Origin of the sequence: Streptomyces antioxidans, assembly GCF_000968685.2 — a bacterium.
Classification (GTDB): Bacteria; Actinomycetota; Actinomycetes; order Streptomycetales; family Streptomycetaceae; genus Streptomyces; species Streptomyces antioxidans.
Map to the genome: position 1 here is coordinate 23,019 of NZ_LAKD02000078.1, position 17,613 is coordinate 40,631.

General features: G+C 73.3%; 15 protein-coding genes. 6 read left to right on the forward strand and 9 right to left on the reverse strand.

Annotation, left to right across the window (positions count from 1 at the left end):
• Positions 1 to 9: 9 nt before the first annotated feature.
• Positions 10 to 792: an alpha/beta fold hydrolase gene (locus VT50_RS26695; RefSeq protein ID WP_046086732.1), complete on the forward strand. Its 783-nt coding sequence runs from the start codon at positions 10 to 12 to the stop codon at positions 790 to 792.
• On the opposite strand, the gene VT50_RS26700 is transcribed toward VT50_RS26695, so the two are convergent.
• The 6 genes from VT50_RS26700 to VT50_RS26725 form a co-directional block, all read right to left on the reverse strand.
• Positions 776 to 1,474 (reverse strand): lytic transglycosylase domain-containing protein, encoded by a 699-nt coding sequence (locus VT50_RS26700; RefSeq protein ID WP_046086733.1) that lies wholly within the window; start codon positions 1,472 to 1,474, stop codon positions 776 to 778. The genes VT50_RS26695 and VT50_RS26700 overlap by 17 nt on opposite strands.
• 84 nt (positions 1,475 to 1,558) lie before the next feature.
• The gene (locus VT50_RS26705) at positions 1,559 to 2,248 is read right to left on the reverse strand and encodes a DedA family protein (RefSeq protein WP_046086734.1); all 690 of its coding nucleotides are present in this window, start codon (positions 2,246 to 2,248) and stop codon (positions 1,559 to 1,561) included.
• 209 nt (positions 2,249 to 2,457) lie between these two features.
• The gene (locus tag VT50_RS26710) at positions 2,458 to 2,937 is read right to left on the reverse strand and encodes a DoxX family protein (RefSeq protein WP_046086735.1); all 480 of its coding nucleotides are present in this window, start codon (positions 2,935 to 2,937) and stop codon (positions 2,458 to 2,460) included.
• A 138-nt stretch (positions 2,938 to 3,075) separates the two neighbouring features.
• Positions 3,076 to 5,013: an FAD/NAD(P)-binding protein gene (locus VT50_RS26715; protein WP_046086736.1), complete on the reverse strand. Its 1,938-nt coding sequence runs from the start codon at positions 5,011 to 5,013 to the stop codon at positions 3,076 to 3,078.
• 163 nt (positions 5,014 to 5,176) lie between these two features.
• Complete coding sequence (locus VT50_RS26720; RefSeq protein WP_046086737.1) at positions 5,177 to 6,943, reverse strand: alkaline phosphatase D family protein; 1,767 nt, start codon at positions 6,941 to 6,943, stop codon at positions 5,177 to 5,179.
• 94 nt (positions 6,944 to 7,037) lie between these two features.
• Positions 7,038 to 7,688 carry an HNH endonuclease family protein gene (locus VT50_RS26725; RefSeq protein WP_420822227.1) on the reverse strand — a complete coding sequence of 217 codons (651 nt, stop codon included), beginning with the start codon at positions 7,686 to 7,688 and terminating at the stop codon, positions 7,038 to 7,040.
• Between the two features lie 1,227 nt (positions 7,689 to 8,915).
• On the opposite strand from VT50_RS26725, the gene VT50_RS26730 reads away from it, so the two are divergent.
• Positions 8,916 to 9,497: a TMEM165/GDT1 family protein gene (locus VT50_RS26730; protein WP_046085973.1), complete on the forward strand. Its 582-nt coding sequence runs from the start codon at positions 8,916 to 8,918 to the stop codon at positions 9,495 to 9,497.
• Between the two features lie 79 nt (positions 9,498 to 9,576).
• On the opposite strand, the gene VT50_RS26735 is transcribed toward VT50_RS26730, so the two are convergent.
• Together VT50_RS26735 and VT50_RS26740 are read right to left on the reverse strand one after the other, a co-directional pair.
• Positions 9,577 to 10,227: an HAD-IA family hydrolase gene (locus VT50_RS26735; protein ID WP_046085972.1), complete on the reverse strand. Its 651-nt coding sequence runs from the start codon at positions 10,225 to 10,227 to the stop codon at positions 9,577 to 9,579.
• A 418-nt stretch (positions 10,228 to 10,645) separates the two neighbouring features.
• Positions 10,646 to 11,695: a peptidoglycan-binding domain-containing protein gene (locus VT50_RS26740; protein ID WP_143645275.1), complete on the reverse strand. Its 1,050-nt coding sequence runs from the start codon at positions 11,693 to 11,695 to the stop codon at positions 10,646 to 10,648.
• Between the two features lie 176 nt (positions 11,696 to 11,871).
• On the opposite strand from VT50_RS26740, the gene VT50_RS26750 reads away from it, so the two are divergent.
• Positions 11,872 to 14,145 carry an MDR family MFS transporter gene (locus VT50_RS26750; RefSeq protein WP_420822228.1) on the forward strand — a complete coding sequence of 758 codons (2,274 nt, stop codon included), beginning with the start codon at positions 11,872 to 11,874 and terminating at the stop codon, positions 14,143 to 14,145.
• A gap of 59 nt (positions 14,146 to 14,204) precedes the next feature.
• Here VT50_RS26750 and VT50_RS26755 read toward each other — a convergent pair whose 3' ends face one another.
• The gene (locus tag VT50_RS26755; RefSeq protein WP_078840693.1) at positions 14,205 to 14,792 is read right to left on the reverse strand and encodes a GNAT family N-acetyltransferase; all 588 of its coding nucleotides are present in this window, start codon (positions 14,790 to 14,792) and stop codon (positions 14,205 to 14,207) included.
• Positions 14,793 to 14,914: 122 nt separating this feature from the next.
• Here VT50_RS26755 and VT50_RS26760 point away from each other — a divergent pair, with 122 nt between their 5' ends.
• The 3 genes from VT50_RS26760 to VT50_RS26770 all read left to right on the forward strand — a co-directional run bounded on the left by VT50_RS26760 (position 14,915) and on the right by VT50_RS26770 (position 17,507).
• The gene (locus tag VT50_RS26760) at positions 14,915 to 15,652 is read left to right on the forward strand and encodes a hypothetical protein (RefSeq protein ID WP_046085970.1); all 738 of its coding nucleotides are present in this window, start codon (positions 14,915 to 14,917) and stop codon (positions 15,650 to 15,652) included.
• Positions 15,649 to 16,197, forward strand: coding sequence for a hypothetical protein (locus VT50_RS26765; RefSeq protein WP_240529324.1), 549 nt, complete (start codon positions 15,649 to 15,651; stop codon positions 16,195 to 16,197). Before VT50_RS26760 ends, VT50_RS26765 begins: the two co-directional genes overlap by 4 nt.
• Positions 16,198 to 16,361: 164 nt before the next feature.
• Positions 16,362 to 17,507, forward strand: a complete 1,146-nt coding sequence (locus tag VT50_RS26770) for a serine hydrolase domain-containing protein (RefSeq protein WP_046085969.1) — start codon at positions 16,362 to 16,364, stop codon at positions 17,505 to 17,507.
• The last annotated feature ends 106 nt before the right edge of the window (positions 17,508 to 17,613 follow it).

Sequence of the window (17,613 nt, forward strand, 5' to 3'; positions counted from 1 at the left end):
GGAGGTGCCATGGGACCGATCGTTCCACCCCTCGTTCCACCGTATGAGACCGTCGGCGACGGGCCGCACCGCGTGATGGCGGTGCACGGCTGGTTCTCGGACCGGGCCGCGTACGCCGCGATGCTGCCGCACATCGACCGGCGCGGGTTCACCTACGCCCTGCCCGATCTGCGCGGCTACGGCGAGGCGCGCGACATCCCCGGCGCGTACACCACCGGCGAGGCCGGGGGCGATCTGCTCGCGCTCGCCGATCACCTCGGCTGGGAGCGGTTCTCGCTCATCGGCCACTCGATGGGCGCGGCCGTCGTCCAGCGCGTCGTGGCCGCCGCCCCGGACCGGGTCCGCCGGCTGGTCGGGGTCGCACCGGTGCCGGCCAGCGGGGTGCCGATGGAGGGCGAGCAGTGGCAGCTGTTCGCGGCGGCCGCCGACCGTCCGGAGAACCGCAGGGAGATCATCGACCTCACCACCGGAAGCCGCCACCCGGCCGCCTGGCTGGATCTGATGGTGCGGCACTCAGTGGAGCACAGCGACCCCAAGGCGCTGCGCGCGTGGCTGGACTCCTGGGCGCTGGAGGACTTCCACGAGGACATAGCCGGTGCCCAGGTGCCGGTCCGGATCGTGGTCGGCGCCCACGACCCGGCGCTCACGGCGGAGGTGATGCGGCGGACCTGGCTGCGCTGGTACGTCAACGCCGAGCTGGTGGAGCTGGAGTACGCCGGGCACTACCCCGCCGATGAGACGCCCCAGGAACTCGTACGGGCCGTCGAGGACTTCATCACGGCCGACGCGTAGCCGCCGGTGAGGAGACGGAGGCGGGCCCGGACGGATCGCCGGAGGGCGAGGGGGAGACCGGAGTGGACGGTGAGGCGGAGGCACTGCCGGTGTGCTTCGCCTCACTCTCCTGGTACCTCTTCTCGCTCTCCCGGTACTTGGGCAGCAGCTCCTTCAAGATCTTGTCGACGTACTCCCGCGTCTCGAGGATCTTGGGGATGCCGCGCGCCCGGAGCACCGCGTTCGGCCCCGCGTTGTACGCGGCGAGCGCGAGCCTGGTCGAGCCGAGCCTGGTCCCGCTGCCCGGGACCACCTTGACCACCTCGTACAGATGGCACATGTAGCGGGCCTGTGAGGGGATGGCGTCGCGGGGCTCCCAGACGTCGGCGTCCCCGTCGCCGTCGCCGTCCCGGCCCCACTCCTTCCAGGTGACCGGCGAGAACTGCGAAATGCCCTGGGCGTGCCCGGAGTCCGCGTCCCGGCGCCAGCCGCTCTCCGCGTCGATCTGGGCGGCCAGCAGCGGCACGCTCAGTGGGGAGCAGGTGCGGACCGCAGCCTCCACCACGGGGCGCCTGGCGTCGGGGACCACCGGCAGATCGGGCTCCGAGGGCTCGGTGAGATGCCGTACGACCAGGACCGCGGCGACGACCAGGGCGAGGCCGGCGAGGAACGCGGCGACCATCCCTGCGGCGCGGGTCAGCATGCCGGAACCGGCGCGGTGGGGGTACGCATGCAGGGACCGTAGCCGGTATCGCGGGCCGATCCGTAATCGGTCGCCGACACGGGCCTACCGCGCCTGGTGGGCGCCGGGCAGCGGCTGCCCGGCCGGGCTCCCGGGGAGCGGCCGGGCCGCACTCTCGGCCGGACGCTTCATCACATACGCCGCCCCGGCGCCCGCCGCGAACAGCGCGAGCACCGAGACCGCCGTGCCCAGCCAGGTGGCGCCGAGCCACTGGCCGCCGACATAGCCGAGGGCCACGCTGTACGCCGCCCAGGCGATCCCGGCCACGACCGACCACGGCAGGAATTCCTTCACCCTCCGGTGGGCCGCGCCCGCGCTCAGGCTGACGACCGAGCGTCCCGCGGGCGCGAAGCGGGCTATCACCACGAGCGGACCGCCGCCGCGCACCAGCGCGGTGCCCAACTTCTCCTGGGCGGAGGTGAGTCGGCGGGAGCGGGCGATCGCGCGGTCGAGCCGCTCGCTGCCGCGCCAGGCCAGCCGGTAGGCGACCATGTCCCCGAGGACGGAGGCGGTCGCGGCACACAGCATCAGCCCGAACATGGCGGGGAAGTCGGCCGCACCGGCCTGGCGCACCACGCCGACGGCGTCAACGGTGGTGCCGGCGGCCGCGGTGGCGGCGGTGATGACCAGAACGCCGCTGGGCAGAACGGGCAGGAAGACATCGAGCAGAACGGATGCCCCGATCACCGCATAGATCCATGGGGTGTTGGTCAGCGACCCCAAATGTTCCAACAACGTCCTACTCCCGATCCCGGTCCCCCCGCTGCGCATGTCGCCGGGAAGCGGCAGGCGTCAGCCTGTAACAGCCATACAGCGTACGCCTGTGACCAAGGAGGATAACGGTAAGGGGTGTGATGATGTTGTTCGAATCACGCCATGCGGGGCGTTCGGTCCCGCATGGCGCGATGGTGACGTGCCGTCCGTCGGATGCGGCGTGCCCTCCGTCAGACCCGGGACGGCTCGCGCCGCGCTTCGGGCGCCGCCTCGGCCGTGCGGGCCGAGCCGAATATTCGGTCCAGCGCCAGGGGGCCCGGGCCGGTGAAGACGAGCAGCAGCAGGGCCCAGCAGAACATCGCGGCGGGCTCGCCGCCGTTCTGGATGGGCCACAGCTTCTCGGGCTGGTGCTCGTGGAAGTACGCGTAGGCCATCGAGCCCGAGGAGATGAAGGCCGCGCTGCGGCTGCCGATGCCGAGCATCACCAGCGCGCCGCCGACGAGCTGGATGACGGCCGCGTACCAGCCCGGCCAGGTGCCGGCCTCGAGGGTCTTGCCGGTGCCCATGATGCCGCCGAACCAGCCGAGCAGCGATGAGGCGCCGTGGCAGAAGAACAGCAGTCCGACCACGATGCGGAAGAGGGAGAGGACGTACGGCCTGGCGCTGTCGAGCGCCTCGCCGAGGGTGCGGGGGGTGGCTGAAGAAGACATGGGAGGGGAGCTCCTTGCTCCTGGGGACGGGAACAGCGGAACGCCAGGTTAGGTTCCCCTCATCTTTTGTTGCAAGTTCAAGTTCCTGCCAATATGGGCGGCCGGGAAGCCCCTTCCCGACCGTCCGGAACCCGCTCCTCAGAGCCCCGCGGTGCACATCGGGGCACCTTCCTGCCAGGGCTCCCGCGCGGTCGTCACGCGCAGCACCGCCCGTGCCACCGCGTCCGTGTCACAGAGGGTGACGGAATTCACGCCCGGCCGCGCCCCCGCGGCCGTCACCCAGTGGACCCCCTCGGTGGGCACTCCGAGGGCGAACCGCCGTGGGTGCGGGCGGCCCTGGGCGTCCACCACCCGGTAGGGGGCGGTGGTGACATCGAGGCCGCCGGTCTCATAGCCCTCCACCCGGTGCGGTCGGCACTGCCCGGTCTCCAGCAGCCGGATCAGCAACTCATCGGCGGTCCGGCGCACATCGGGCTCCGGGAGCCGGGCCTCGATCAGGGTCGTGGCCGTCACCGGTGGACCCGGCACCTCGGCCGACCGGGCGGCGAAACCGGCCGCGCCACCCCCTTGGTCTGGACTTTTGAGGGTTACTTCAAGCCGGGGGCCGAGGACGTCCAGGACGCCCGCCTCGATCAGCGCCGCCATCTCCTCGATCCGGCGGCGCGGCGGGCCGATGGAGAGGAAGGCGTTCAGCGGGGTGTACCAGCGGTCCAGATGGGCGCGGCGGGACGCTCCCGTCAGCCCGCCGTGGTCGACGATCAGGCGCACCTCGTTGCGGAGGTCGCGCAGTACGTCGAGGGCGGCCTTGACCGGGCCCTCGACATTGCCCTGCCGCGCGTGCGCCGCGTCCTGGCGGGCGTAGGCCAGCAGCCACCGCCGGAAGTCGTCACGCCCCGTGAACCGACGTCCCCGGTGCGGCTGGGCCGCCGCGTCCCAGGACCAGCGCTCCGCCTCCGGAATGTCGTACTCCGCGAGTACGGCGGCCTCTTCGGGGCTGCCGTGCTCGGTGGCCAAAAAGTGACGCCTGAAGTGTGCTGGGGTGGACGGGGCGGGGGTTCCGGGGGCGCCGGGGGCGCGGAGGGCCAGCAGCGCCTCGTAGTAGACCGTTTCGGCCTCCTTGGCCACGAGCGGCCATATCTCGGCGAGGAAGTCCGGCGGGTCCCCGGCGTCCGCGCGCTTGCGGAAGTGGCCGAGCACATCGGGCGTCAGCAGCAGTGGGGTGTGCCGGCCGCACGGCCCCTTCGCGTTGTCGCCCCGCGCGTGGTACGGGATGCCGCGCCGCGATCCCGCGTACAGCCGTGGCTCGAGCCCCGAGGGCCGGTAGACCAGACCGCCGCGGTCGTTGGGGACGAACCTGCCGCCCCGGCCCGCCGTCAGCAGCGCCATGTGGTCGAAGAAGTTGAGGCCGAGGCCGCGCAGCAGCACCGGTTCGCCCGGCGCGATGAGCGACAGGTCGACATCGGCGGGGTTGGCGGGCGGGTAGTAGCGGAGCCCGTGCCGCTCCGCGTGGGCCGCGTACCGCCGCTCGGTGGCATCGGTGGCCGCGGGCAGATGGCCCTGCGCCAGGACCACCGCGCGCAGCCCGTCCAGACGGCTCCCGTCATCCAGCGTCAGCACCTGCTCGCCGTCGGCCCGTTCCTCCAGCCGTACGGCGCGGGCCCGGTGGGTGCGGACCGTCACGGTGTCCGGGGCGCCCCGCACCACCTCGCCGAAGACCCACTCCAGATAGCGCCCGTAGAGCGCGCGGCTGGGGTAGTCATCCGGGCCGAGGCCGGGGGCCAGACCCCGCGCGGTGACCCATTCGTACAGGCTCGGCCCGGTCCGCACCGGTCCGCCGCATTCGACGCTCGCGTCGGTGAACAGGGTCACCTGTGAGGCCACGGTGTTCATCAGCAACTCATCGGGCTGGGCGGTCCGCCAGACCCGTCCCGCACCCGGCGGCGAGGGGTCCACCAGGTGCACGGTCAGCGGGGTGTCCGCCGCCAGCTCCGGGGTCGAGGCGCACAGGCGCTCCAGCACGCTGGTGCCGCGCGGCCCGGCGCCGACGACGGCTATCGCGTGGGGGTCTCCGGCCAAGGCTGTGTCTCCCGGGGCAGATGTGACGCAGGATGCGCGCCCATCATGCCGCCCGCTCCCCGCGAATCGGCCCGGTCTCCGGAACGTACCGCTCCGTTGTGGTCTGTATCACGTGGCATATGCCGCGGAACGGAACTCAAGGGGGCGGGCGGCGGAACGGAACTCAACGGCTCGACCGGTCCGCCCAGTCCGTCTCCAGCGCCGCCACCAGCCGGGCGTCCCCGCCCGAGGGGTCCGACTGCGCCTGGTCCAGCCGCAGATGGGCGGTACGGCCCCGGAGGGTCAGCGTCATCAGCTGGTTGCCGAACCAGGGCCCACCCGTCTTGTGCCAGCTCAGACGGGGGTGTGGCACCCGCCCGTGGCGCCGGAACGCCCGGCCCAGCGCGCGGCCCGCCGCGCTCCAGCCGAAGCGGAAGCCGAGCCGTATCGAGGCGTAGATGCTGTTGTGGACCGGGGAGCAGGTCAACTGGCGCACCTGGCTGCGGGGCGGTCCGGACGGCCACCAGGACCAGTCCGGGGTGGCCACATACGCGTGGTGCACATCGCCGGAGAGCACGCTGATCGTGGCGGGCGCCCCCGGTGCGCCGCCCACCGCGGCGATGGTGTCGGTGAGCGCGTCGAAGGACTCGGGGAACGCGGCCCAGTGCTCCAAGTCGCCGCGCTGCCGCAGGTCCTCGCCGATCCGTGCCCAGCGCCCGCCGCGTCGGCCGCCGCACACCGAGGCGTTCCACGCCTCCACGTCATGCACGAAGTGCGGCAGCAGCCAGGGCAGCGAGGTGCCGAGCAGCAGATGGTCGTAGCCGCCGCCGGAGGTCGTGGGTCCCTCCCGACCGGGCCCCTCGCCGGGCTCGTCGCCGGGCTCCCCGCCGGGGAAGCCGTCCGCCCCGTCCATGGCCTGCTCCCGCACCCAGGCGAGCTCCTTGTCGGTCAGCATCGCCCGGCGGCCCTCCTCGAGCACCCGCGCCGCGCGGGTGTCGATCATCAGCAGCCGGGTGCGGCCGAAGTCGCGGCGGTAGCTCCAGCGGGTGTACCCCGGATCGGCGTCGGCGCGGGCGGCGAACTCCCGCAGCGCCTCGGTGCCGTCCTCCGCCGCGCGCACCTCCGCGTAGAGCGGGTCGGCGGCCAGTTCGGCGGGGGAGAGGTTGCCCAGGTGCTGATGGACCCAGTACGACATCAGCCCGCTCAGTATCCGCTCCCGCCACCACGGGGTGGCGCGCATCCGGCGCTGCCAGGCCTCGCTGGTGTTCCAGTCGTCGATCACATCGTGGTCGTCGAAGATCATGCAGCTGGGGACGGTGGAGAGCAGCCAGCGCACCTCGGGGTCCAGCCAGGACTCGTAGTAGAGCCGGGTGTACTCCTCGTAGTCCGCCACCTGCTCGCCAGGCGGCTCGCTCAGATCGCGGCGCTCGGCCAGCCAGTGGCGGATCTCGGTGGAGGTCTCGTCCGCGTACACCTGGTCGCCCAGCAGCACCAGCACATCGGGGCGCGGGGCCTCCGGGGCGCGGGCCAGTGCCTGTGCGAGGGTGTCCAGCGCGTCGGGCCCCACGGGGTCGTGCGAGGCGTCGGAGGGCGGCGCGGCCCACCGGCAGGAGCCGAAGGCGACGCGCACGGGGGCGGCGTTCGTGGAGTCGGCCGCCGGGGCCGGGGTCCGGATGGTGCTGTCGGGGAAGGGGGAGTCCGGCGGCGGCCAGACCTGCTCACCGTCCAGCAGCACCCGGTAGGCGGTCTCGCCGCCCGGGCGCAGCCCGGTGACCGGGATCAGGGCGTAGTGGTGCCCCGCGATCCGCCAGGTGCGGGCGGTGCCGCCCGCGCCGTCGGCGCACCGCACCTCGGCCTCACAGGGCCGGTCGGCCTCGACCCAGACGGTCGCGCCGGTGCCGGTCTCCCAGTCGACATGGCGAAGCAGTGGTCCCAGGCGCAGCCCGGCCATCCGGACCTCCTCCGTCGTTCTCCGATGTGCTCGTCATGCGTACGGTACGGAACGACGGAGGAGGCGTGGCGGTTCCTCCGGGTGGTGCGGAGTCTCAGCAGCCGTTGAGGATGTCGCTGAGCGCGGACTTCTCGGCCGAGTCGAGGCTGAGCTTGTAGGTGTACTTCACCGAGACCCACATCCGGGCGTACATGCAGTGGTAGGCGGACCGGGGCGGCAGCCACTCGGCCGGGTCCCTGTCGCTCTTGGACTGGTTGACGTTGTCGGTCACGGCTATCAGCTGGGAGTGGGTCAGGTCGTTGGCGAAGTCCTGGCGCTGGGCGTTGGTCCAGCCGCTGGCGCCTGACGTCCACGCCTCGGCGAGCGGAACGACGTGGTCGATGTCCACGTCGCCGGAGGCGGACCAGGTCTCGCCGTCGTACTCGGAGTACCAGGTGCCGCTGGTGGCCGCGCAGCTGGAGTCGGTCTGGACGTTCTCGCCGTCGCGCTTGAGGACTTCCTCGCGGGTGTTGCAGGCGCCGCTCTGGGTGATCCAGTGCGGGAACTTGTCCCGGCTGTAACCGTCCATGGAGCCCTCGGTCTTGACGGTCAGCGAGGCCAGCTGGGTGCGGGCGGTGGCGGCGCTCGGCGGGGCGGGCGGGGAGGCCTGTGCGGCGGGCCCGCTCAGCGCGAGCGTGCCCAGCAGGGCGACGAACCCGCCGAAGACGGAGGCGCGACGCGCGTAGACGCGACGGCGAGTAGACATGTCCGACATGCGAACTCCCTTGAGGGTGGGGGGTCGTTGGCCGCTGGTGCCCGGCCATGGTTGTGGCGCCGGGTTGCTGTGGGGTGGGCGCTAGGTAACAGGGTGACGACGCGGTCATGTCAACGCAAGGGGTTCCAGGAGGCAGTTGATGCCACGACTCGATCCGGCGCGGGTCGCTGCGCGTTTAGCGATGCGGCTGTGTGCCGCGTACGCCTGCGCCCCGGCACGGGGCGTTGCCGCCTGCGGCGGGCTGTTCCCCCACCCGCCCCTCCCCGAACCCGGGGCTCCGCCCCGGACCCCGCCGGGGCTCCGCCCCGGACCTCCGCTGTGCCTTCGCTCCCAGGCCTCCGCTGGGGCAGCGTCCAGGCCCCCGCTGGGCTCCGCCCTCCCGCCAGGGCTACGTCCCCATGCCCCGTCAGGGCTGCACTCCAGGCCCTCCGCCGGGGCTGCGCCCGGGGCCCCCGCTGGGGCTCCGCTCCTAGGCCCCGCTGGATTGGCGCCCAGGACCTCCGCTGTGCCTTCGCCCCAGACGCCCGCTGGGGCTGCGCCCCGGGCCCCATCTGGGCTCCGCCTCCGCTGGGCCTTCGCCCTCACCCTCCGCCCCAGACCCCCGCTGGGGCTGCGCCCCGGGCCCCTGCCGGGGTTGTGCCCCAACCCCCGTTGGGGCCGTGCCCCGGACCTTCGCCGTGGCTGCGCCCCGGACCCTCGTTGGAGCTGGGCCCCGGGCCCCTGCCGGGGTTGTGCCCACCCCCGTTGGGGCCTTGCCCCGGACCTCCCCCGGGTCCGCGCCCCAGACCTCCGCAGGGCCTGCGCCCCGCCCCCGCCGGGGCTGCCTCGCACCCACTAGAGGTGCGCCCCATACCCCGGGGGCCGGGGGCGGAGCCCTAGCGGGGTTCGGGGCGGAGCCCTGGTGGGGGCTGGGGCGGAGCCCCGGGTTCGGGAAGGGGCGGGGAGGGGAAAGCCGGGCCCGGGGGGCCGGTCGCGGCGCGGGGTCGCGTATTCTCGGCGGGAGCAGAAGGGGAGTAGCTCCTCGCCGGACCGTCGACATACTGCCCGCCCCCTCACGGTGCGGGCCGGCGCCCGGAGCGTACGGATCGCCGCGTGAGCCTGACGCGGCGCGGAACCGTGCGCCAGCGAGACCTTCGGCCGCAGTGTCCGACGCTGCCGTGCCGAAGCGATCCCTCCCCGGGGCCCTTGGCGCGGCCCGATCTTCGAGGTATCCATTCCGTGTTCAGCATCACCGTCGCCGCCGTCGTCTTCGGCGTCGTCTTCCTCGCCGAGCTGCCCGACAAGACCGCCCTGGCCGGGCTGATGCTCGGCACCCGCTACCGCGCGTCATACGTCTTCGTCGGCGTGGCCGCCGCCTTCGCCCTCCACGTCGGGCTCGCGATCGCGGCGGGCAGTGTGCTCACGCTGCTGCCGCACCGCCTGCTCCAGGCGATCGTGGGGGTGCTCTTCCTCGGCGGAGCGGCGATGCTGCTCTTCAAGAAGGACGACGGCGAGGAGGAGGTCCGCAAGCCCGCCGACCAGAGCTTCTGGAAGGTCTCCGGGGCGGGCTTCATGCTGATCCTGATCGCCGAGTTCGGCGATCTGACCCAGATCATGACCGCGAACCTCGCCGCCCGCTACGACGACCCGCTCTCGGTGGGCGTCGGCGCGCTGCTGGCGCTGTGGGCCGTCGCGGGCCTGGGCATCGTGGGCGGCCGCACCCTGATGCGATACGTACCGCTGCGGCTGATCACCAAAGTCGCGGCCCTGGTGATGCTGGCGCTGGCGGGCTTCAGCCTGTACGAGGCCATCGCGGCGTGACGGGCGCCCGTGCGGACGGGCGCAGTGCGGGCGTGCGCAGGTGCGGGCGTGCGGACGGGCGCAGCGTGGGGCCCGGCGCTCAGTCCGAGAAGTGCAGCCGCACCGTGCCGTCCGGCAGGCCCTCGACGCGCACCTGCTCCAGGTCCCGCACCTGCGCGTCCGGGGCGTGGGCCCCGGCGCGCGGGCCGATCCCGACGATGCGCATTCCGGCCGCCCGGCCCGCCGTGATCCCGGCCTCCGAGTCCTCGAAGACGACGCAGTCGGCGGGGGCGAAGCCCAGCTCGGCCGCGCCCTTCAGGAAGCCCTCCGGGTCGGGCTTGCTCGCGCCCACGCGTTCCGCCGTGACCCGTACTTCCGGCATCGGCAGTCCGGCGGCGCCCATGCGGGCGCGGGCAAGGGCCTCGTCTGCGGAGGTCACCAGGGCGTGCGGGAGTTCGGCCAGCGCGGCCATGAAGGCGGGCGCGCCGGGCACCGGCACGACGCCGTCGAGATCGGTGGTCTCGCGCTCCAGCATCCAGCGGTTGTCCGCCAGGTTCCGCTCCGCCGGGCGGTCCGGGAGCAGCGCGGCCATCGTGGCGTGCCCCTGCCGACCGTGGACGACCTTGAGGACCTGCTCGGGGTCGAGCCCCTGCTCGGCGGCCCAGATCCGCCAGTAGCGCTCGACCACGGCGTCCGAGTTCACCAGGGTGCCGTCCATGTCGAGGAGGAGTGCGCGGGCGGTGAGGGACATCGGGACTCCTGGTCGTGGAAACAAGCGGCTCCGCCCGCCGGTCAGGGAAAACGGGCGGAACCACTTTGTTCCTTCACGATACAAAGCCGGGTCGCTCCGCGCCAGGGGGTGGGCGGATCGTTACGCCCGCGGCGGGCTGTGCCCCTCCCCGCCCCTCCCCGCAACCGGGGCTCCGCCCCGGACCCCACTGGGCCCCGCCCCCGCCGGGGCTGCGCCTCTCGCCTCCGTTGTGGCTGCGCCCCCGCTTGGGCTTCGTCCCGCACCCCGTTGGGCTTTCGCCCTCTAACCGCGGGGACTGGGGGCGAAGCCCCGGCGGGGTCCGGGGCGCAGCCGGGTGGTGGGGGCCGGGGCGGAGTCCCGGATTTGGGAAGGGGCGGGGAGGGGGAAGAGCCGTCGGGCCGCCGCACGGTTCGTCCCCTTACGGCTCGTCGGTTCTCGATTCGAGGTCGCGGCGGGTGTTCTCGCCGTAGACGCCGTCCGGATCGCCCGTGATGTCGTGCTGGTCCTGGTAGCTGGAGACGATCCGCCGCAGCCCCGCGTCGTACTTCCCGTCCGCCACACCGATGTACTGCAACAGCTGGATCAGCCGCTTCTGGAGTTCGACCACCTCGGGCCCGCTGTCGCCCTCGCGCAGCACCGGCGGGCCGGGCGGCTCGGGGGTGTCGTCGGACGGGGCGGAGGTCGGGCCGCCGGACGCGCTCGGCCCGGGCTTCTTCACCGAGCCGGTCGCGGACGCGGACGCCGAGGGGTGGGCCGAGCCCGAGGGGGCGCCTCCGGCCAGGGGCGCGCTCGCCTTCGCCGGGCCGGACGCGGACGGGTGGGGCGTCGCGCTCGACGAAGGGGAGCCGGATGACGCGCCGGGCCCTTCGGCCGGAAACTCCTCTTCCTCGCCCACCGAGGAGGGGCTGGCCGTGCTGTCTGCGAGCGTGTGGTCGCTCGCCCCGCCGCCGCTGCCGCCCTCCTTGTGGTCACCGCCCACCAGGCCGGTGCCGATCGCCAGCGAACCGGCCACCGCCACGGCCGCCGCGCCCGCGAGCACGGCCGCCACGACCTTGCGCTTGCTCTTACGGTGGCGGCCGGCGCCCGGCTCGGAGGTGTCTTCGTCGGTCTCGGTGTCCCCCTCGGCGTCGGTGCCGGCGTCGGTGATTCCGTCGGCCTTGGCACCCTCGTACCCGCCGGGTCTCTCCTCGACGCGGTCGATCACCCGTGTCTCCTCGCCGTCCCCCTTCCCGGCGTTCTTCCCCTCCGCCGCGCTCTCCGCCTTCTCGAAGAGGCGGAGATCACGTGGATCGGGGCCGCCCGGGCGCTCCTCCGGGAGCGTCACCTCGGGGTTCGGCCGGGTGGTCTGGTCATCGGTCGCAGCACCTGCCGTCGCGGTGGACGCGGCTGCGCGTTCGGCACACGTACAGCCCGGGCGGCCGTTGGCGCGCGCCGGTGCGAAGCAGTGCGGGCAGGACTCTGCCGTCACGGAACTTTCCCTCCCTGGAGCTCGCAGCGATTATGCGCATCCGATCGCCCTCCGCGCAGGTGTTCGCCCGCCGTGCGGACCGGTCCGGCGGGCCGTAACGGGGCATAAAGGTGAGGATGGGACGAGGATGAGGATGAGGATGGGGAGGGGACGGAGGGGAGCGAGGAGGAGTCACCATGCCGCGGGACGCCGGTAGCCCGGCTCCGGCCCCAGAAGGCCCGCACGGTTCAGAGGGACCGCGAGGCCCGCGAGGTTCAGGAGACCCGCGGGGCCCCCAAGACCCGCAGGGCCCCCAAGGCCCCCAGGGCCCGCAAGCCCCTCAGGGTCCCCAGGCCCCTCAGGGTCCCCAGGCCCCTCAAGGCCCAGGAGCCCCACAAGGCCCCGGCACGCCCGGCGCCGTAGCCCCCGGCCCCAGAGAGGGTTTGCCGCGGCGCACGGTCCTCGTGGCCATCGGCGCCCTGCTGCTCGGCATGCTGCTCGCCGCGCTCGACCAGACCATCGTCTCCACCGCGCTGCCCACCATCGTCAGCGACCTCGGCGGCCTGGAGCATCTGTCCTGGGTCGTCACCGCGTATCTCCTCGCCTCGACCGCGGCCACCCCACTCTGGGGCAAACTCGGCGACCAGTACGGCCGTAAGAGGCTCTTCCAGACCGCGATCGTCATCTTCCTGACCGGCTCCGCGCTCTGCGGCCTCGCCGGGAACATGGCGGAACTCATCGCCTTCCGCGCGCTGCAGGGCCTGGGCGGCGGCGGGCTCATGGTGCTGTCGATGGCCATCGTCGGCGATATCGTCCCGCCCCGCGAACGCGGCCGCTACCAGGGTCTCTTCGGCGCCGTCTTCAGCGCGGCCAGCGTGCTGGGGCCGCTGCTGGGCGGGGTGTTCGTGGACCGGCTCAGCTGGCGCTGGGTGTTCTACGTCAATCTGCCCCTCGGCATCGTCGCCCTCCTCGTCGTCGCCTCCGTGCTGCACATCCCGGTGCGCCGCACCTCGCACACCATCGACTACCTCGGCACCTTCCTGATCGCCGCGGTGGCCGCCGCCCTGGTGCTGATGACCTCCCTCGGCGGGGTCAGCTACGGCTGGGGCTCCTGGCAGATCGTCGGGCTCGCGGTGGTCGGCATGGTGCTGCTCGCGGCCTTCGTACGGGTGGAGGCCCACGCGGCCGAACCGGTGCTGCCGCTCGCCCTCTTCCGCAGCCGCACCTTCACCCTCTGCGCGGTCATCGGCTTCGTCGTCGGCTTCGCGATGTTCGGCAGCATGACCTATCTGCCGACCTTCCTCCAGATCGTGCAGGGCGTCTCGCCGACCACGTCCGGCCTCCATCTGCTGCCGCTGGTCCTCGGCACGCTGCTCTCCTCCACCGTCTCCGGCCACCTGGTCAGCCGCACCGGCCGCTACAAGGTCTTCCCGGTCCTTGGCACCGCGGTCACCGCGATCGGGCTGCTGCTGATGCACCAGCTGCGGGAGTCCAGCGGGGTGGCCGAGATGAGCGCGTACTTCTTCGTCTTCGGCTGCGGCCTCGGCCTGGTCATCCAGGTGCTGGTGCTGATCGTGCAGAACTCCGTCCGCTATCAGGACCTGGGCGTCGCCACCTCCGGCGCCACCTTCTTCCGCTCGATCGGCGCCTCGTTCGGCGTCTCCGTCTTCGGCACGATCTTCGCCAACAACCTCGGCCCCCATATCGCCGACGCCCTCGCCGGACGGCGGCTGCCCCCCGGCGTCACCCCCGGCGCCCTCACCTCCGACCCCCGCACCCTCGGCCGGCTGCCGCCCGTGGACCAGGCCGCCGTCCGGCACGCGTTCTCCGTCTCCATCACCGATGTCTTCCTCTACGCGGTGCCCGTCGTGCTGCTCGCGTTCCTCCTCGCCTGGTACCTCCGCGAGGAGCCGCTGCGCGCCAGCGTCACCGCGCCCGACGGCAGCGAAATACTCGCCAGCAACCCCGTGGAACGCACCTCGCGCGACGAATGCGCCCGCGCGCTGTCCCTGCTCGGCAGCCGGGAGGGCCGCCATCAGATCTACGCGGACATCACCCACCGCGCCGGTCTCGACCTCAGACCCGCCGCGAGCTGGATGCTGCTGCGGATCCAGCACTACGGCTCGGTCGAACCCGCCCTGCTCGCCGAGCGCACGCCCGTACCGCTGCGGGCCGTCACCGATGCGGCCCGGCAGATCGAGGAGCGGGGCCTCGGCCGCCGCTACGGGCTGGAGCTGATCCTCACGGACCACGGCCGTGAGGTCGCGACCAGGCTCTACCGGGCCCGGGAGGCGTCCCTCGCGGAACTCCTGGGCGACTGGTGGTCTCCGGACCGCCCGACCGATCTGACGAAGCTGGTGGACGAGTTGACGGGCGAGCTGTGCGGCTCGGACGGGGAACAGCCGAGGGAGGGTACGCCGCGTCCGGACCACCGCAGACCGCCGCCGACGCCGCCGTCCCACGGCCCCTGACGGGAGCGGTGAACGCGGCCCCATGCGGGCCCGGCGCTCGGACCGGCCTGGTGCTCGGCTCAGCCCAGCTCCTTGGCCATCCAGACCTCGGCGTACGGCCCGTCCGTGAAGGCCGGAACCTCCCGGTAGCCGTGGCGCGCGTAGAGCCCACGGGCCTCGACCAGATCGAGGCGGGTGTCGAGCACGATCCGGGCGGCGCCCAGTCCGCTCGCCGCCGCCTCGACGGCCGCGAGCAGCGCGGCGCCCCCGCCCAGGCCCCGCTTGGCGGGCCGTACGTACACCCGCTTCAGCTCCGCCGTACGCGCGTCGTCCAGCAGCCGCAGCCCCGCGCATCCGGCGGGTTCGCCGTCGTGGTGCGCCAGCAGGAACACGCCGTGCGGCGGGGCCAGATCGTCGCTCGGCATCTCGGCGAGCGCCTGCTCGATCTCCTCCGGGGTCGAGTCCCGCCCCTCGTGGAGCCGGTAGTAGCGGTCGGCGACATCGACGAGGTACTCGCGCAGCAGCATGGCCGGGGCGGGGCCGCCGACGGGGCGGGCGGCGACGGTCCACCCGGAGGGCGCGGACGCCAGGGGGCGCACGGGGCGCACGGGGGTGGCCGAACCGGCGCGGACGCGTGGCGTACTCGGCGTATCCGGCGTACTCGTCATGCTCCGCATCCTGGCACCCACCACACCTCCCCCGCACCGCAGTTTGAGGCCCGGAGACCGGGCTACCCGAAGAGAGGAGCCCCCCGAACGCGGAGGGGGAAGCCAGCGGGAAGGCAGAGACCATGTCAACTGGTGCGATCAGCATCGTGGTCGTCGTCGCGGTCGTCCTCGCGGCCGCGCTCATCATCCGCGTCATCCGCGCGGGCGCGGGCCGCAGGGAACGCGCCCTGCGCCGCCGCTTCGGACCCGAGTACGAACTGAACGTCGCCCAGCACGCGGGCGACACCAAGGCGGCGGAGCGGGAACTCGAGGAACGGGTGCGGCTGTACGGCGATCTGAGGACCGAGCCCCTGCCCGGTGAGCTGCGCGAGCGGTACGTGGCCGAGTGGGCCGGTATTCAGGAGATGTTCATCGAGTCCCCGGAACACTCGGTGACCGGCGCCGATCAGCTCCTGGCCCGGCTCGCCCACGACCGTGGCTACCCGTCGGGCCGTTACGAGGAGCAGGTGGCGGCGCTGTCCGTGCACCACGCCGAGCACATCCAGGGCTACCGGCAGATCCACGACACGGCCGCCCGCGCCCGCGAGGGGCGCGCGGACACCGAGGAGCTGCGCGAGGCCGTGGTGCACGCCCGGCCGTTCTTCGAGGATCTGGTCAGGCCGCCGCACCACGGCTCCCCGACCGGCACCGGCCCCGAGACCGCGCGGCAGCAGCACTACGGCGAGCGGCGGGACGAGAGCGGCCTCCGGAAGTGGCTGCCGGGGTCCGGGACGCGAACGGGGACGGGAACGGGGACGGGAACGGGGACGGGAACGGGCCGTACGCGGTTCGGCCACACCAGGAAGGGCGGCGCGTGGTGACGGACCCGACCGACCCGACCGACCCGGCGGAGAACGACGGGCAGCGGCGCCACGGGCTGGAGAAGCACGAAGTGGCCCCGCTGCCCAAGCGGCCGGACTACCCGCCGGGCAAGACGCCGGGTAAGGCGGACGCGGCGGAGCCGATGACGTCCTGGCACGCGACGAGGCCGGGGCACGAGCCGACGAACGGAAGCCGACCCACGCCGACGCACGGATCCTTCGACCACCCCCCGTCGGGCGGCGAGCCGTCGCACACCCCGAACGGCCCCAGCTTCCCCGTGCTGCCCACGAGCGAGCACGACAAGCTGACCCAGCGACTGCGGTACGCGGTCAGCGGCTTCGTGGACTCCCCCCACGGCGCCGTGGAGGAGGCCGACGCCCTGCTCGTGGAGGTGGCCGCCCGCCTCACCGACCTCCTCGCCGAACGCCGCGCCACCCTCCGTGCCGCCTGGCACGAGGACGACACGGCCACCTCGGAGACGGAGGAGCTGCGTCTGGCGATGCGGGGCTACCGCAATGTCCTGGAGCGCCTGATCAGCATCTGAATCTGACCGCCCCGGACCCCACGGTTGGCCGCCGCCCGGACTGCTCCGGGCGGCGGCCAGGGGCGTATCGGCCGGGGCCCTCGTAAATCGTTCGTGGTGCGGGCGCGGCACGGCCTACCGTGGCGCGGTTGTGATCGGACGAGGTGCACGGAGGGCCGAGGGTCATGGGGCCGTACAGCGGGTGGGCCGACGAGGGATTCGGTGGCGTCGCGGATGTGTTCGCGCGGAACTTCGAGGAGTTTCCCGAACTCGGCGCGGCCACCACCGTCTTCGTCGGCGGGCGCAAGGTCGTGGAGCTGTGGGGCGGGGTCGCGGATGGGGGGAGTGGGCGGGCATGGGAGCGGGACACCGTGGTCCCGGTGTTCTCCTGCGCCAAGGCCCTGGTGAGCGTCTGCGCCCACCTCCTCGCGCAGGAGGGGCGACTGGACCTCGACGCCCCGGTGAGCCGGTACTGGCCGGAGTTCGGCCGGTACGGCAAGGAGGCCATCACCTGCCGCATGGTGCTCGGGCACCGGGCGGGGGTCCCCGTGCTCGACGGGGTGCTGACGTTCGAGGAGATCGCCGCATGGGAGCCGGTGATCCGCGCCATCGAGGGGCAGACGCCGCTGTGGGAGCCGGACACGTCGTACGAGTACCACGGCCATGTCTTCGGCTTCCTGATCGGTGAGGTCATCCGGCGGATCACCGGGGACACTCCGGGCGCGTACTTCCGCCGGACCGTGGGGGACCCGCTGGGGCTGCGGGCCTGGATCGGGCTGCCCGGGGCGGAGATGGCCGGGCGGGCCCGGCTGGCCGAGGCGGAGGGGCGGCCCGGGATGCCGGGGCCCGAGCACCTGCTGACCCGGATCGTGACCATGAACGGCGCGCTGGTCTTCCCCGGCCTCGACGGGCCGCACGGCTGGAACGACCCTGCGCTGCTCGGCATGGAGCTGCCCGGCGCGGGCGCCACCGCGTCCGCGAGCGGGCTCGCCGGTCTTTACGCGGCGGCCGTCACCGGCATCGAGGGCGGGCGCCGACTGCTGGCCCCCGAGACCGTGACCGACGCGGTGCGCGAGCTCTCGTCCGGCAAGGGCTGGCTGGGCTTCGACATGGGAGCGCGCTGGGGCTCGGGCTTCCTGCTCGACTCGCCGTCGTTCCGGCCGATGCTGGGGGAGCGGAGCTTCGGCAATGACGGGGCGGGCGGACAGTTCGCCTTCGGCGACGACGAGTTCGGCGTGGGCTTCGCGTATGTGGCCAACCGCATGGTCGGCCACGGTGACGCCCGAGCCTCCCGCCTGGTCGCGGCCCTGCGGGGTTGTCTGGGCGGCTGATCAGCCCCCACCCCGCCCCTCCCCGAAACGAGGGCTCCGCCCCCGCCCCCGCCGGGGCTCCGCCCCGGACCCCGCTCCTCAATCGCCGGAGGGGCTGGGGTGGCTG

What these genes read in the sequence shown, in the direction of transcription:
- VT50_RS26750 (WP_420822228.1), top strand. Translation starts at nt 11,872, where the DNA reads ATGCCGCGGGACGCCGGTAGCCCGGCTCCGGCCCCAGAAGGCCCGCAC.
- VT50_RS26695 (WP_046086732.1), top strand. Translation starts at nt 10, where the DNA reads ATGGGACCGATCGTTCCACCCCTCGTTCCACCGTATGAGACCGTCGGC.
- VT50_RS26770 (WP_046085969.1), top strand. Translation starts at nt 16,362, where the DNA reads ATGGGGCCGTACAGCGGGTGGGCCGACGAGGGATTCGGTGGCGTCGCG.
- VT50_RS26720 (WP_046086737.1), bottom strand. Translation starts at nt 6,943, where the DNA reads ATGGCCGGGCTGCGCCTGGGACCACTGCTTCGCCATGTCGACTGGGAG.
- VT50_RS26725 (WP_420822227.1), bottom strand. Translation starts at nt 7,688, where the DNA reads ATGTCTACTCGCCGTCGCGTCTACGCGCGTCGCGCCTCCGTCTTCGGC.
- VT50_RS26760 (WP_046085970.1), top strand. Translation starts at nt 14,915, where the DNA reads ATGTCAACTGGTGCGATCAGCATCGTGGTCGTCGTCGCGGTCGTCCTC.
- VT50_RS26710 (WP_046086735.1), bottom strand. Translation starts at nt 2,937, where the DNA reads ATGTCTTCTTCAGCCACCCCCCGCACCCTCGGCGAGGCGCTCGACAGC.
- VT50_RS26735 (WP_046085972.1), bottom strand. Translation starts at nt 10,227, where the DNA reads ATGTCCCTCACCGCCCGCGCACTCCTCCTCGACATGGACGGCACCCTG.
- VT50_RS26700 (WP_046086733.1), bottom strand. Translation starts at nt 1,474, where the DNA reads ATGCTGACCCGCGCCGCAGGGATGGTCGCCGCGTTCCTCGCCGGCCTC.
- VT50_RS26755 (WP_078840693.1), bottom strand. Translation starts at nt 14,792, where the DNA reads ATGACGAGTACGCCGGATACGCCGAGTACGCCACGCGTCCGCGCCGGT.